We start from the raw sequence: 14130 nt of genomic DNA on the forward strand, positions 1-14130 counted from the left end.
CAGGCACCTTTGTGGTGGTTTTTGCTTTGGTAGATTTTTGTGACATGCCTTACAATCTACCAAGTAGTTCATGACGGGCGAAAAACGGAGAGAAGGGTCCTGATGCGTCCCTAATGTTTCATGCGGATAGATTGATTTGACAGACGGCGACGAATGTCCACCGCCCGTATTCGTATGAAACGAGGAGTCTCCGTGCTCGTATCTCTTCTCTCAAAACCTCACCCTTCGTTGTCCGCGCAGGCTAAGCACCTGGTGGCAATGCGCTTTCTCATATATACCGGCTTTCAGACCAGCTACTTTATCGGTGTTATCGGAACACTCACCTATGCGGACGGCGCTTCGGTCGTTGCGACATCGCTGGCCGTCCTGTTTATGAACGTCTTCGTGATCCTGGGATCCTTTGCGGGTGGAGCGGCGCTTGACGCTTGGGGTCCGTGCCGGCATTTCCGGGCGAGTATCTTCGGCACGTTGGCAACCGGCGCGGCAATCCTCGCCTGTGGCAGCGCGACCGGAACAGTCCTTGCCGGCGCGGTGCTCCTGGGCTTTGTGATAGGATTCGCCCAGCCCGTCGCCACGTCCTATCCGGCGTATCTCACCGACGACCCCGTCGAGCTCAAAGACATCAACTCCGCCATCGCCATGCTCTCCAACGTGAGCATTATCGTCGGCCCCACACTGGGCGGCTTTGTCGCGGCGGCTGCATCGTCACACGCGGTGTTTTTGCTCATGATGATCTTTACCGTACTGGCGCTCGTCGCCGGTTGGGGCTTTAGGCCGCAAGCAGGTCGCGTCGCCGCGCGCGAAAGTGCTCCCGTGGATAGCAGCACAACGGCAAGTACTGCCATTCAAAGCTCCGACTCCAATAAATCCACCCGCGTCACCTTCGTGACCAGCATCAAGACAGTCTTTAGCAACAGCGTCCTCGCCCTGCTGTTCTGCATTATTTTCCTTTCGAACTTTGGCTATGGCGCCTTCGATCCACTGGAGTCATTCTTCTACCGTGATGTTCTGCATGTCGGTGTCGAGTGGATGGGCTGGCTCTCGTCCGCCTGCGGCGTGGGCGCGGTGCTGGGCGCCGTGGTCGCGCTCCGCTTGCCGCCGCACCTGGTCAACCTTAAGACGCTGCTTGTGGCGCTTCTGTCCGTGGGCCTGGGAAGTTTGCTCTATGTGGGGACGCCGTACGTGGGCGTAGCCCTCGTCGGCCAGATTGCCCTGGGCGTGGCCTGGGGCGTCGTCAACCCGCTCCACAACACGATCGTGCAAACGACGGCCCCGCTCGAACAGCTCGGTCGCGTCAACTCGGTCATGGGCTTTGGCAACATGTTCGCCGGCGTGGCGCCGCTGGCGATTGCCCCGTGGCTGGCGGCGACGTTTGGCGTGCAGCAGACGCTCATCGGGGCGGGTATGGTCGTGACGGCGGTTCCCGCGGCACTGCTGCTGTTTGGACACTGGCATTTGGATCGTGCCGCAAAGCAGTAAAAACCATCACAACATTCGATGAAAATCGCGATTTAGCCGTAAAACATCGCATGTTGTGACGGTTTGCGCCCCGGGTCATGCCATCCTGCGGATCCGGCCACCACAACGGGGCCAGGCACCTTTGTGGTGGTTTTCGCTATGGACGGTGCGGTTTCGCTGCAGAACCGCCGGCCCGCCGCCTGCCAACCGCTGCCCTCGTTACGTTTTCGCTGCATTTGGGTAAAGCGCCTGCTCCAAGCCGGCGTTGCCTTGTATACTAGAGCGGTTTAACTGTTATGCGGAAGGGAGCGCCTATGGCACTCAGCGAGAAAGACGTGCGCGGTATCGCCGAGTACGCAAAGATCGCACTGACCGATGACGAGCTCGCCCAGATGACGTCCTACATGAACGATGCCGTCCAGATGCTCGAGCCCGTCTTGCAATATGACTTGCCCGACGTGGAGCCCACGTTCCATCCCATCGGAAGCCTGTCCAACGTGATGGGCGATGACCTGCGCGAGCCCGAGCGCGACCTGCCGCTCGACGTCGCGCTCGAAAACGCCGGCAGCGCGCGCGACCGCTACTTCCGCGTGCCGTCCATTTTGGGAGAGGGGGAGAGCGAGTAATGGCGCAGAGCTTCGATTCCCTTACCGCTGTCCAGATTGCCACGGGCGTTGCCGCGGGCGACTTTACCGCTACCGAGGTGGCCCAGGCCTCCCTTGCCGCCATCGAGGCGCGCGAGGGCGGGGTCCAGGCATTCCTGCAGGTGGCGCCCGAGCTTGCGCTCGAGGCCGCCGCGCGCGTGGATGCCGATCGTGCCGCGGGCAAGCCGCTGCCCCCGCTCGCGGGCGTGCCGCTGGCCATCAAGGACAACATGAACCTTGTGGGCACGCGCACCACCTGCGCTTCCCGCATGCTCGAGAACTACCAGAGCGTCTACACCGCCACCTGCGTCCAGCGCATGCTCGATGCCGGCTGCCTGCCCATGGGCAAGGCCAACATGGACGAGTTTGCCTTTGGCAGCTCCACCGAGAGCTCGGCGTTCCACCGCACCAACAACCCCTGGGATACCGAGCGCGTGCCCGGCGGCTCCTCGGGCGGCTCCGCTGCCGCCGTCGCCGCGGGCGAGGTCGCGCTCTCGCTGGGCTCGGACACCGGCGGCTCCATTCGCCAGCCGGCGTCGCTGTGCGGCGTGGTGGGCTTTAAGCCCACATATGGCGCCGTGAGCCGTTACGGCGTGGTCGCCTTTGGCTCGTCGCTCGACCAGGTGGGCCCCTTCGGCCGCACGGTCGAGGATGTCGCGCTGGCCATGAACGCGCTTACCGGCGCGGGCCACGATCCCTACGACTGCACCAGCCAGGATTGCGCCGTCGATTTTACCGAGCATCTCAACGACAGCATCGAGGGTAAGCGCGTGGGTATCATCCCCGCGTTTATGGAGGCCGAGGGCCTGACGTCCGAGGTCAAGGCCGCTGTTCAGCGCGCCGCCCAGGAGCTGCAGAACCAGGGCGCCGAGCTGGTCGAGGTCGACCTGCCGCACCTGGATGCCGCCATCGCCGCCTACTACGTCATCGGCCCGGCCGAGGCGTTCTCCAACCTGGCCCGCTTCGACGGTATTCGCTACGGCTATCAGGAGGAGGGCTGCGCCAACCTGTCCGACCAGAGCTCGCTGTCGCGCGCCCACGGCTTTGGCGCCGAGGCCAAGCGCCGTCAGATGCTCGGCGCCTACCTGCTGAGCTCGGGCGTGTACGACAAGTACTACTACGCTGCGCAAAAGGCCCGCACGCTCATCACGCAGGACTACGACACCGCGTATGCCAAGGTGGACACCATCCTCATGCCCGCCTCGCCGCGCACGGCCTTTAAGTTTGGCGAGATCAGCGACCCCACGCAGATGTACCTCTCCGACCTGTACACCATCTCGCTCAACATTTGCGGCAACGGTGGTATCTCGGTGCCGCTGGGCTTGGGCGAGGATACTCAGCTGCCCGTTTCTGCCCAGCTGGTGGGTCCGGCGTTTAAGGACCGTCAGCTGCTCACGTTTGCCCGCGCCCTGGAGCGCGGCTTTGCCGATGCCGCCACGGGTGCGCCCGCGCTTTCCGTCGCACCCGATTTTGCCGGGAAGGGAGGCGAGCTGTAATGAAGGAGCTTTCCGAGGTCCTGCAGGATTGGGAGGCCGTGATCGGCCTGGAGATTCATACCGAGCTCACCGCACTCGATACCAAGATGTTCTGCAACTGCAAGCTCAGCCACGATGACGAGCCCAACGCCAACGTGTGTCCGGTGTGCTTGGGCCTGCCCGGCGCCCTGCCGGTGCCCAACAAGCGCGCCATCGAGAGCATCGTTAAGGCCGGCCTCGCCACCAACTGCGAGATCCAGCGCCACTCGATGTTCTACCGCAAGCACTACTTCTATCCCGATATGGCCAAGAACTTCCAGACCACGCAGGGTCCGGTTGCCTTTGCCATGTACGGTCACCTGGACCTGGACGTGACTGGTCGCGGCGCTGCAGAGCGCCCCGATTGCGCGTTTGGCGAGGCCGAGGCCCAGAGCCTGGCGAGCGCCTCGGCCAACGCCGAGGGCCTGTCCACGTCCATGACGTCGACCATGCGCGAGGGCAATCAGCGTGCCGGCCATCTGGCCAGCTATGACGCGTCCAACCTGCAGATGCCCGAGCGTCGCGAGGACGGTTCCTACACGGTGCCCATCCGCATCCTTCGCATCCACATGGAGGAGGACGCCGCCAAGATGGTCCACGTGGGTGGCGCCGAGGGCCGCATTACCGCCGCGGCCGAGTCGCTCGTCGACTACAACCGCTGCGGTACGCCTTTGATTGAGCTCGTGACTGAGCCCGACTTGCGTACGCCTGAGGAGGCTCGCCTGTTTATGGAAAAGCTCCGTCGCATCTTTGTGACGCTGGGCATTTCGGACTGCTCCATGGAGAAGGGTTCTATGCGCTGCGACGGCAACGTGTCGCTGCGCCGTCGCGGCGAGACCAAGCTGGGTACCAAAACCGAGCTCAAGAACCTCAACTCGTTTAAGAGCCTGCACGACGGCCTTGCCTACGAGATTTGCCGCCAGGCCGAGGTGCTCGAGGAGGGCGGCATTATCTATCAGGAGACCCGCCACTGGGAGCCCAGCCGCAAGCGCACCGTGGTCATGCGTGTGAAGGAGACGGCCGACGACTATCGTCTGTTCCCCGACCCCGACTTGGCGCCGTTCGATCTGGACGACGAGTTCATCGATCGCTGCCGAGGTGAGATTCCCGAGCTGCCCGATACCAAGCGCGCCCGTTTTGAGGCCGATTTTGGCATTAAGGCGGCCGATGCCGAGCAAATCGCCGGCGACCCGGAGTTTGCTGAGTTCTTTGAGGCCTCCGCTGCCGGTATGGCTGGCAAGGAGGCCCAGACGGTTGCAAACTTGCTGGTGAACGAGATGATCGCCTACCTTAAGGGCGCGGGCGTGTCGCTCGTCGAGTCCGGCATCGCGCCGGCTCAGGTGGCAGCGCTTGCCAAGCTGCTGGCGACCGATGCCATCAGCTCCAACCAGGCTCACGAGGTCTTTGAGGCCATGGCCCAGACCGGCGACGACCCCAACAAGATCGTCGACGAGCGCGGTATGCGTCAGGTGAGTGATGCCGGCGCGCTGCAGCCGATTGTGGACGAGGTGCTGGCAAACTGTGCCGAGCAGGCACAGCAGTATCGTGACGGCAACCAGAAGGTCATCGGCTTTTTGGTGGGCCAGTGCATGAAGGCGAGTCGCGGCAAGGGTAACCCAAAGCTCTTCAACGAGTTGCTGAGAACCTCGCTCTCGTAAGCGGGAACCGAGGGGCCGGGCGCAGGGCCTTGCCTCTCAATTTCGGACAGTCCTGACTCACGACGGAGGCGCCACTGGCGCCTCCTGTTCGTGCGGAACTCATTGAGAGGCAAGGCCCTGCGCCCGGCCCCTCGGTTCCGTGGCGACTCGGCCGTTCTGGTCAGTCGGGCTGAATGGAAATAGAGTGAATGGGCGCGCCGTTGGCGCGCCCATTGTTTTTGAAGGGAACTCATTTTGAGCAAGCGCCCGCCCTGCCGGGCTCCCGGGTTCCGTGGCGACTCAGCCGTTCAGGTCAGGCGGGGCTAAATGGAATTTGGTGAATGAGGGTGCCGTTGGCACCCTCATTTTTTTGTGGATGTGGCGCAGGGACGGTCCCTTGGTCACATTTTTGGGCTGTGGAAAGCGAAGCTTAATACTTTTCCCGAGAAGTGAACGACCTTATTTGGACCTCTGAAGCATCGACACTATTTGGACGCTGTTTCCTGCGGTTTTGCCGAATTTTCCCTGCGGTTTTGTTACTAAAAAATGCGGATGCTTCAGGGGTCCGATTTTGCTCGTTCACTTCTCGGGAAAAGTATTAGACCTCGATTTGCTGGGACGGGGGAGAGTCTTTCTTGGATGCCGGAGATGTACGTTGTGGCAGACGGATTGTCGAAAGTCGGCCGGTCTGCACCCTAAGATTTCCAGAAAGTTAACCATTTTTGACCTTAATAGTTAGATAAACTAAATGATTTTCCAAAAGTGTGCTCATGCAAACTTATTCACTCGGGTGCTGAGGCACCGTGCCGTGTCCAATGCGGCAAAAGGGAGAAGCAACATGAAGAAGCCGACGTTTAACACCCTGCTTGTCGGTGGCGGTTTTCTGCTTGGTACGGCTGGCATCAAGCTGCTCGCCAGCGCTCCGGTAAAGAATGCCTGCGTGCAGGGCATCGCGTGCGGCATGCTGCCGTCGAGTACATCGTGGCGCACGGCATCGCTTCGTCCATCGAAGGGCGTCGCGCCATCATCGGTTCCGCGCACTTTGACCGATACGGATCTTGCTGCGATCGTGCGCCTGCGCCGTATGGGCCAGGGCCTCGTTGATCGTCTGACGAGCTCCTACTCTAAGGTGATGCTCACCAAGTCGGCGCTCTTGGTACTGGGCATTACCGGCGCGATTGCCCCGCAGGCATCGTTGCTGCTGCACAACGGCTCGACAATCGCCTACAGCCTGAGCAACGCGAAGGCATATCTGCGTTAGGAGACGTGTTTGCCCACGTTATCTGGCATGCGCCCAGACGGCATCGGTGTCGTCCGGATGCAGGCCTTTTGTATTTGACCCCAATTGATAGCGTCTCTATATAGTGTTGCTATCGAGGCTAGCAATTGAAGGGCGCGAGATCGACGTGGGTGCTGCTAGCGGCATGGCGCAGGTGAACGTTCGCGTGGATCGCCAGGTCAAGAACCGTGCCGAGGAGGCGCTGCGGATTTCGGGCGGGACACTGCCCGAGCTCATCAAAAAGGTGGTGGCCAAGGTTGCGCAGGGTGGCGGTTCGTGCGAAGAGGTGTTGTCGGCCGTTGACGACCAGCCGCCTAGTGCTGGTGCCACCTCGCCGTTTGTCGCATCATGGGCGGCGGCGGATCAGCTTTACGCGGACCTGGGCATCGCTACGTCGCCCGTATCCGACGATCGCGATTGGGACACAGTCTATCCCGAAGCCATGGATGAGCATTATCGCCAAAAGGGGATGATCCTGTGAGCGGAGGCCCTCTTAAGATCATGGTGGACGCCAACGTATGGGTCGATTCGTTTTGCGCCGACCATAGCGAGTCGCTTGCCGCGCGTGCGTTTATTGGGCAGGCGACGGAGGCGGGGGCATTGCTGTTCTTTCCGGTGCATATCGCCAAGGACGTGCTGTACGTTGTCCAACACGAGCTGAAGCGTAGCGTTCTTGCCGGCGGGGGAGCGCTCGACGAGGCATCTGTCCGTGCAATTGGCGATGCGGCGTTGGCGTTTGTTCGGAACGTGACCGAAAACGCCACGGCCGTGGGTGCAGATGCATCGGGCCTTTGGCTGGCCGACAAATACTTAGCGCTCCATCGCGATTACGAGGACAACTTGGTACTCGCCGCGTGCAAGCGCGCGCAGATCGATTACTTGGTGACCAACAATCGCAAGCTGCTCGAACATGCCGATCTTGCAGCAAAGACCCCGCGCCAAATGATGCCGATTCTAGCTTTGGCCGAACGTGGTGGCGCGGCTATCGGTTAGCGCGAACTGTTTGCGTGGCCTTCGGAACGTCGGCGCTCAGAAGGCCACGCATCCTTTAATTACAAAAGCGCTGCCTTGATGACGGGAGCTTCGACGAGCTTCTCGGCGGCCTTTTCGTCGGAATCGTTTAGTGCTGCTAGACTGCGGTAGACCCACTCGTTGACCTGGGTGTTCTTGACGCCTGCGGTCTGCATAAGGGCGCCTACCTCGCGGATTGCTGCGAGCAGATCGGCTTTGGGACCCGCGAGCTCGACCTCGATGCCGTGGTAGGCGGCCACGCCGCGGTTCTCGCTCACGTGGTCGATAAAGCCCGCGACGGTCTCAAACTGCTGGGCGAGAGCTGCATCATCGTCAGCGTCCAGCGCAACAAGGGCGTTCGATACCGTGAGGGCGGGATGTCCACAGGGGACAAAGCCTTCGATGACATCCATGGCTTCGGTAATGGTTGAGCCCAGGCCTGCGAGGGCATTGACGAGTTGCTGCTTGGTATCCATAACGGTCCTTTCGACGGGTCAATTTTGCTTGGCGAAAATATACGTGACACGTTCAGTGGCAAAAATGCGAAGTATGGCGCACATTAGGGTCTTCACAGCTCGTGCATAGAGCAGGTGTCTGCCTTTAGAACGTGGTAAGATAGCTATCCACGAGCGGGGTTCACCCCGCGTGTTCCTTGAAAAGTCGACGGTTATCGGGTGTTTGCAGGCCCGATACCATCCAGACTTTCCCAACATTCGGGGGCGACTGGTTTCGACACGATAGCTCTGAGAGAGGAAGCAAGCCGAGGTCTCCTCGCCTCGTTAAATAGGGGTACCGTCAAATTGAATTGACAACAACTCTTCTTTTGAGCCTATGGCTCTCGCTGCTTAGTTTATAGCGGCGCGTCAACCCGGTGATTTCCCCGACACCGGCGCGACGTCATGTTAGGGGAATGCTCCCGCGCACGTAATCGGTATGGCGCGGGCTAAGACCGAACCGGTTGGGATGCCGCGAGCGTGTCGCTGCGCGCAAAGCGTCCGAGACTAAACCAGCGACTGAGCTTGGAGATGCCAATCAGGGGGCTTTCGTGGACCGGAGTTCGATTCTCCGCGCCTCCACCAATAGCTACAGGCAGGTAGGTAAACGCACCTACCTGCTTTTTTTACTTATAGATACCGCGGAGAATCGAACTCTATGCAGGGCGCGGGCGTAAAGAAAACGCGTAAGCGTTTTTAGCCCGCGGGCGAGGACGCCGGCAGGCGGCCGAAGCCGGTGCGGATTTGCGAAGCAAATACGCGGATTCTCCGCGCAAAGCCTCTACAAGGTGGAGTAGTCAATTTGGGACGGGGCTATTTTAGCTACCCCTATAAGCCAGTCGATATTAGTTCCGGTCCCCAATAATTCGTCGACAGTCAAAGGGCAGCTAAAATAGCCCCGTCCCAAATTGACTGCTCACGTTGACGCCTCAAGCGGAAGTTGCATCCCAGAATCTACGCTCAGAATGGGATGCATTTTCCGGATGGGTTGTTGGCGGAAAGTCCATCCCGGAATCGCCCCCCAGAACGGGACGCGCTTTCCGCCAGCCGCCCCGTCCTACTCAACTCCAAAACCCATGCGCTCGCCATCTCAAAACTGGGTAGAAGAAGGCCAAAACGAAACAGTAGGAGGTCAACATGACGGCAGAAGATAAGGCAAAGAACGCCGGCAAGGTCGCGCTCGTCTTGGAGGGCGGCAGTTTTCGCGGGCAGTTTACCGCGGGCGTGCTCGACGTCCTCATGGAGGCTGGCGTCGAGATTCCGGCTGTCTACGGTGTATCGGCCGGCGCCCTCAACGGCGTGAACTACAAGTCGCACCAGATCGGTCGTGCCAACCGCATCAACCTGGCTTTCTGCAACGACAACCGCTTCATGGGCGCCGCATCGTTTGCGTCCACGGGTTCCATCGTGGGTTACGACTTCATCTTCAACGATGTCCAGGACCGCTTGGATCCCTTTGATAACGAGGCATTCGACGCGAGCCCCATCGAGATGTACGCCGTCGCGACGGACATGCTCTTTGGAACCGCTGCATACCTGCCGGTCAAAAGCGCCGTGCTCGACCTCGATGCCGTGCGCGCCTCGACGTCGCTGCCGCTGGTGACGCCGCCGGTCGAGATCGACGGGCACAAATACGTCGACGGCGGCGTAGCCGATTCGGTCCCCATCGAGCACGTGCTGGAGGAGGCCGGCTTCGATCGCGCGGTTGTCATTGTCACGCAGGACCGCTCGTACGAGAAAAAGCCCTACGAGTTTATGCCTGCCGCACGCGCCCGCTATGCCGACTACCCCTATCTGCTCGAGGCTATCGAGACGCGCCACGACCGCTATAACATCCAGCGCATGCATCTGTGGAAGTATGAGCGCGAGGGCCGCGCGCTGGTCGTTGCCCCGCAAAAGCCTGTCGAGGTCGGTCACGTCGAGCACGATCCGGCAAAGCTTCTCGACCTGTATATTCAGGGTCGTCAGGAGGCAAAGCGTCTGCTAAGTGATATCAAGGCATTTGTCGAGCGCTAGCGTCGCGACATCATTACCGATGGACGACATGTGCAGAAAGTCTGGTCAGAGCCAAAATACCTGTTGACTCGGGCGACGGGCGGGGTAATATGGACGGGTTACTTGCAGAGCCCCGTGAATCTCTGTAACAACACGTACTGTACATGGAGGAGTCTAAGTGATTTCGAAATCGACTCACTACGCCAAGCAGGGCGAGGTCCAGCGCAACTGGGTTCTCGTCGACGCCGATGGTGCTGTCCTGGGCCGTCTTGCCACCCAGATCGCAATGATCCTGCGCGGTAAGAACAAGCCCCAGTTCACGCCCAACAGCGACTGCGGCGACTTCGTTGTCGTCATCAACGCCGATAAGGTCCAGCTTACCGGTAACAAGGCCGACACGAAGACCTATTATCGCCACAGCGGCTACAACGGCGGCCTCAAGGCTGAGAGCTTCCACCAGACTATGGAGAAGCACCCGGAGAAGGTCATCGAGCGCGCCGTTCGCGGCATGCTGCCCAAGACCACCCTCGGCCGTGCCCAGATGACCAAGCTTAAGGTCTACGCTGGTGCCGAGCATCCGCATGCTGCCCAGAACCCCACGAAGATTGAGCTGGAGGCTTAAAGATGGCTGAGAACACCGTTGTCTACCAGGGTACCGGCCGTCGTAAGAACGCCGTCGCCCGCGTCCGTCTCGTCCCCGGCACCGGCAAGGTGACCATCAACAAGCGTGACGCCGAGCAGTATTTCGGCCGTCATCAGCTCGTTGAGAACGCCCTTGCTCCCTTCAAGGTGACCGATACCGCCGGTCAGTTCGACGTTATCGCTCTGTGCGATGGCGGCGGCATCTCCGGTCAGTCCGGCGCTCTGCGCCTGGGCATCGCTCGCGCTCTTCTGAACGCTGGCGACTACCGTGCTGACCTCAAGAAGGCCGGTTTCCTTACGCGCGATGCTCGCGTGGTCGAGCGCAAGAAGTACGGCCTCAAGAAGGCCCGCCGCGCTCCCCAGTTCTCCAAGCGCTAAGGTTTTATCTCCTTACGAGATACAATGTACAAGCGGGGCCTGCCGATTGCTCGGCGGGTCCCGTTTTTCTTTTTCGACTAGGGTGGGCGAGTGCGTTTTGCCCACTTGGGAAGGAGCGATCCTATGCCCCAGAACATCTTTGGCACCGACGGCGTCCGTGGCGTCGCCAACGCCGACCTCTCGTGCGACCTCGCGTTTCGCCTTGGCCGTGCGGCGACCAAGTTCCTTGGTCCGGACATTTGCATCGGCCGTGACACGCGTCTTTCGGGCACCATGCTCGAGAGTGCTCTGACCGCTGGCATTATGGCCGAGGGCGGTCGCCCGCACTGCTGCGGCGTTATCCCTACGCCGGCCGTGGCGCTGCTCACCGTCCAAAACGACCTCGACGGCGGCATCGTCATCTCCGCTTCGCACAATCCGCCGGAGTTTAACGGCATCAAGTTCTTTAGCCGCAAGGGCATGAAGCTTCCCGATGCCGTTGAAGAAGAGATCAGCGCCTGGGTCATGTCCGAGGAGGCCATGGCTGCCGACACGCTGCCTACCGGCGCCGGTGTGGGCCACATCATCAAGATGAAGGATGCTCGCAAGGCATACGTCGACCACGCTATCAGCACCCTCGACGGCCTTAGGCTCGACGGCCTGGTCGTTGCCGTTGACTGCGGTCACGGTGCTTCCTGCCAGACCACGCCTGCCGCGCTTCAGCGTCTGGGCGCCACGGTCCACGCCATCAATACCGACTACTGTGGCACCGACATCAATGTCGAGTGCGGCTCCACTCATCTTGAGCCCCTGCGCGAGCTCGTGCTGCGCACCCACGCCGACATCGGCCTGGCCCACGACGGTGACGCCGATCGCGTGCTGTTCGTGGACAGCGAGGGCAACGAGATCGATGGTGATTACATCCTGGCCATCTGCGGCTCTGACCTCGCCGCTCGCGGCAAGCTCGCCAACTCCGAGATCGTCTCGACCGTTATGTGCAACTTGGGCTTTTCCATCGCTATGAAGGAACAGGGCTTTGAGATGGTGCAGACCGCCGTGGGCGACCGCTACGTGCTGGAGCGCATGCTCGCGGACGGCGCCGTTATCGGTGGAGAGCAGTCCGGCCACATCATCTTCCTGGAGCACAACACCACCGGCGATGGCCTGGTGACGGCGCTGCAGCTGCTGGCCGTGCTCAAGCGCACTGGCCGCACCCTCACCGACCTTGCCGGCATCATGAAGAAGTACCCGCAGGTGCTCGTCAACGTGCATTCCGACAACAAGGCCGGTCTGGACGATTGCCAGCCCATTTGGGACGCTGTCGCTGCCGCCGAGAAGGAGCTTAACGATCGCGGCCGCATTCTGGTGCGCCCGAGCGGTACCGAGCCGCTGGTTCGCGTGATGGCCGAGGCCGAGACGCACGAGCTGACTCAGCGCGTCGTTGACGACATCGTCGAGGTTGTCAAGCGCGAACTTCCCTAATGGTCAAAAACCAATGCCAAGTGGTAAACTTGTAAAGCTGGTTTTGATTATTGGTATGTCCAAGGGGGAGCATGTTCACTAAAGTCCTAAGGTCTTTTGGTATGCGTGGTCGGGTCCTTACGCTGGATGCTCCCATCTCGGGCGATGTCATTCCGCTTTCCGAGGTTAACGACCAGACGTTTGCCACTGGCCTTTTGGGCCAAGGCGTTGCCATTCGGCCTACGGGCACGCGCGTGATTGCACCTGCGGATGCCAAGATCGAGGCGATTTTTCCAACGGGACACGCCGTTGCGCTCAACACGGTCGATGGCTTGGATGTTTTAATCCACGTTGGACTCGATACCGTTCAGCTCGAGGGCAAACACTTTACCGTGCATGCACAGGTGGGCGATATCGTCCATAAGGGCGATGTGCTTATCGAGTTTGAACGCGAGGCAATCGAGGCCGAGGGCTACGATGTGACGGTTCCCATTTTGGTGTGCAACTCTGTTGAGTTCTCGAGCATCAAGGGCTCCGTTGGCGAGCATGTCGAGGAGATGGATCAGCTCATCGTCGCTCGCGAGCGCTAACTCGTTCGCTTGCCCTTTGGCCTACAATTCAAACACGTTTACGGAGGGCGCCCTTGAAAGAGGGCGCCCTCCGTGGCAAGATGGAAATTGTCCGAGGCCAAAAGGCTTCGGGTCACCGTGGACGGGCAGGGGCCTCGACGCGGCTAGACACGAGATACATACATTACGCGACCTCGCCCTGGTGGCCGCACACGTTGGTTGCGGCCGACGCAGGCCGCGGGCAAGTGCTTGTAAGGGGAGCCTTGCCTCTCTTCTACGAGAAAGGATGCGTAATGAAGATCATTAAAGCTAAAGACTACGAGGATATGAGCCGCAAGGCTGCCAATATCATCTCGGCGCAGGTTATCCTTAAGCCCGATTGCGTACTCGGTCTTGCTACCGGCTCCACTCCTATTGGCGCCTACAAGCAGCTCGCCGATTGGTACAAGAAGGGCGATATTGACTTCTCCGAGGTCAGCACCTATAACCTGGACGAGTATCGTGGCCTTTCGCACGATGATCCCCAGAGCTATCACTACTTCATGCGCGAGAACTTCTTCGATCACATCAACATCGATCTGAATAACACGCACGTGCCCGATGGCTCCAACCCCGATGCCGCCGCTGCCTGCTCCGAGTACGATAAGATCGTCGCTGCCGCCGGTTACCCGGATCTGCAGCTGCTCGGCATTGGTAATAACGGTCATATTGGCTTCAACGAGCCCGATGACCACTTCTCCAAGGGTACGCACTGCGTCGACCTCACCGAGAGCACCATTCAGGCCAACAGCCGCCTGTTCGATAGCATCGACGACGTTCCCCGCCAGGCTTACACCATGGGTACCCAGACCATCATGTATGCCCGCATGATCCTGGTCGTCGCCAACGGCGAGGCCAAGGCTCAGGCTGTGCACGATATGTGCTATGGCCCGGTTACGCCCGAGTGCCCGGCTTCGATCCTGCAGCTGCACACCAACTGCGTCGTCGTTGCCGACGAGGCTGCCCTTTCGCTCTGCGAGTAGTACAATCCGAGCGATTTGTTATTACTTTGTTACAGGCTCCCGTTCTG

The 14130-nt window shown here is 60.3% G+C and carries 14 protein-coding genes and 1 other RNA gene; 14 read left to right on the forward strand and 1 reads right to left on the reverse strand.

Translation table 11 applies throughout. The features are described from left to right. Nucleotides 1-192 precede the first annotated feature (192 nt). The 7 genes from ACQRCA_RS05680 (at nt 193) to ACQRCA_RS05710 (ending at nt 7525) form a co-directional block, all read left to right on the forward strand. Nucleotides 193-1479, forward strand: a complete 1287-nt coding sequence (locus tag ACQRCA_RS05680; protein ID WP_427719406.1) for an MFS transporter — start codon at nt 193-195, stop codon at nt 1477-1479. Between the two features lie 293 nt (nt 1480-1772). After that, on the forward strand, nt 1773-2084 hold the full coding sequence (gene gatC / locus ACQRCA_RS05685) for an Asp-tRNA(Asn)/Glu-tRNA(Gln) amidotransferase subunit GatC (protein ID WP_035136890.1): 312 nt from the start codon (nt 1773-1775) through the stop codon (nt 2082-2084). Further along, entirely contained in the window at nt 2084-3598 is a 1515-nt protein-coding gene (gene gatA / locus ACQRCA_RS05690) for an Asp-tRNA(Asn)/Glu-tRNA(Gln) amidotransferase subunit GatA (RefSeq protein WP_154518578.1), read from the forward strand. Before gatC ends, gatA begins: the two co-directional genes overlap by 1 nt. Then, a complete protein-coding gene (gene gatB / locus ACQRCA_RS05695) occupies nt 3598-5274 on the forward strand; it encodes an Asp-tRNA(Asn)/Glu-tRNA(Gln) amidotransferase subunit GatB (protein ID WP_427719408.1) in 1677 nt (558 codons plus the stop codon). The genes gatA and gatB overlap by 1 nt, the downstream gene beginning before the upstream one ends. A gap of 817 nt (nt 5275-6091) precedes the next feature. Beyond that, entirely contained in the window at nt 6092-6514 is a 423-nt protein-coding gene (locus ACQRCA_RS05700) for a hypothetical protein (protein ID WP_427719409.1), read from the forward strand. Nucleotides 6515-6659: 145 nt separating this feature from the next. Then, nucleotides 6660-7013, forward strand: coding sequence for a hypothetical protein (locus ACQRCA_RS05705; protein ID WP_427719410.1), 354 nt, complete (start codon nt 6660-6662; stop codon nt 7011-7013). Further along, on the forward strand, nt 7010-7525 hold the full coding sequence (locus ACQRCA_RS05710; protein ID WP_427719412.1) for a type II toxin-antitoxin system VapC family toxin: 516 nt from the start codon (nt 7010-7012) through the stop codon (nt 7523-7525). The genes ACQRCA_RS05705 and ACQRCA_RS05710 overlap by 4 nt, the downstream gene beginning before the upstream one ends. A gap of 59 nt (nt 7526-7584) precedes the next feature. Here the strand turns inward: ACQRCA_RS05710 and ACQRCA_RS05715 are convergent, their stop codons facing one another. Then, a complete protein-coding gene (locus ACQRCA_RS05715) occupies nt 7585-8019 on the reverse strand; it encodes a hypothetical protein (RefSeq protein ID WP_427719414.1) in 435 nt (144 codons plus the stop codon). Nucleotides 8020-8258: 239 nt separating this feature from the next. Between ACQRCA_RS05715 and ssrA the strand changes: the two genes are divergently transcribed. The 7 genes from ssrA to nagB all read left to right on the forward strand — a co-directional run bounded on the left by ssrA (nt 8259) and on the right by nagB (nt 14083). Continuing rightward, nucleotides 8259-8622, forward strand: a transfer-messenger RNA (tmRNA) gene (ssrA, locus tag ACQRCA_RS05720). A gap of 552 nt (nt 8623-9174) precedes the next feature. After that, nucleotides 9175-10053: a patatin-like phospholipase family protein gene (locus ACQRCA_RS05725; RefSeq protein WP_427719415.1), complete on the forward strand. Its 879-nt coding sequence runs from the start codon at nt 9175-9177 to the stop codon at nt 10051-10053. A 157-nt stretch (nt 10054-10210) separates the two neighbouring features. Then, a complete protein-coding gene (gene rplM, locus ACQRCA_RS05730; RefSeq protein ID WP_427719417.1) occupies nt 10211-10654 on the forward strand; it encodes a 50S ribosomal protein L13 in 444 nt (147 codons plus the stop codon). Between the two features lie 2 nt (nt 10655-10656). Then, nucleotides 10657-11052 carry a 30S ribosomal protein S9 gene (gene rpsI, locus ACQRCA_RS05735; protein ID WP_022094634.1) on the forward strand — a complete coding sequence of 132 codons (396 nt, stop codon included), beginning with the start codon at nt 10657-10659 and terminating at the stop codon, nt 11050-11052. A gap of 123 nt (nt 11053-11175) precedes the next feature. After that, nucleotides 11176-12513, forward strand: coding sequence for a phosphoglucosamine mutase (glmM, locus tag ACQRCA_RS05740; protein WP_427719419.1), 1338 nt, complete (start codon nt 11176-11178; stop codon nt 12511-12513). Nucleotides 12514-12614: 101 nt separating this feature from the next. Continuing rightward, nucleotides 12615-13082: a PTS sugar transporter subunit IIA gene (locus tag ACQRCA_RS05745; RefSeq protein WP_427719420.1), complete on the forward strand. Its 468-nt coding sequence runs from the start codon at nt 12615-12617 to the stop codon at nt 13080-13082. Nucleotides 13083-13354: 272 nt separating this feature from the next. Next, nucleotides 13355-14083 (forward strand): glucosamine-6-phosphate deaminase, encoded by a 729-nt coding sequence (nagB, locus tag ACQRCA_RS05750; protein ID WP_427719421.1) that lies wholly within the window; start codon nt 13355-13357, stop codon nt 14081-14083. Nucleotides 14084-14130 lie beyond the last annotated feature (47 nt).

It is taken from the genome of Collinsella sp. SGI.095 (genome assembly GCF_050314535.1).
GTDB lineage: Bacteria > Actinomycetota > Coriobacteriia > Coriobacteriales > Coriobacteriaceae > Collinsella.

Excerpts from the sequence above, each read along its gene's own strand:
- gatC (WP_035136890.1), top strand. The coding sequence starts at position 1,773 with ATGGCACTCAGCGAGAAAGACGTGCGCGGTATCGCCGAGTACGCAAAG.
- gatA (WP_154518578.1), top strand. The coding sequence starts at position 2,084 with ATGGCGCAGAGCTTCGATTCCCTTACCGCTGTCCAGATTGCCACGGGC.
- gatB (WP_427719408.1), top strand. The coding sequence starts at position 3,598 with ATGAAGGAGCTTTCCGAGGTCCTGCAGGATTGGGAGGCCGTGATCGGC.
- ACQRCA_RS05700 (WP_427719409.1), top strand. The coding sequence starts at position 6,092 with ATGAAGAAGCCGACGTTTAACACCCTGCTTGTCGGTGGCGGTTTTCTG.
- ACQRCA_RS05715 (WP_427719414.1), bottom strand. The coding sequence starts at position 8,019 with ATGGATACCAAGCAGCAACTCGTCAATGCCCTCGCAGGCCTGGGCTCA.
- ACQRCA_RS05725 (WP_427719415.1), top strand. The coding sequence starts at position 9,175 with ATGACGGCAGAAGATAAGGCAAAGAACGCCGGCAAGGTCGCGCTCGTC.
- rpsI (WP_022094634.1), top strand. The coding sequence starts at position 10,657 with ATGGCTGAGAACACCGTTGTCTACCAGGGTACCGGCCGTCGTAAGAAC.
- glmM (WP_427719419.1), top strand. The coding sequence starts at position 11,176 with ATGCCCCAGAACATCTTTGGCACCGACGGCGTCCGTGGCGTCGCCAAC.
- ACQRCA_RS05745 (WP_427719420.1), top strand. The coding sequence starts at position 12,615 with ATGCGTGGTCGGGTCCTTACGCTGGATGCTCCCATCTCGGGCGATGTC.
- nagB (WP_427719421.1), top strand. The coding sequence starts at position 13,355 with ATGAAGATCATTAAAGCTAAAGACTACGAGGATATGAGCCGCAAGGCT.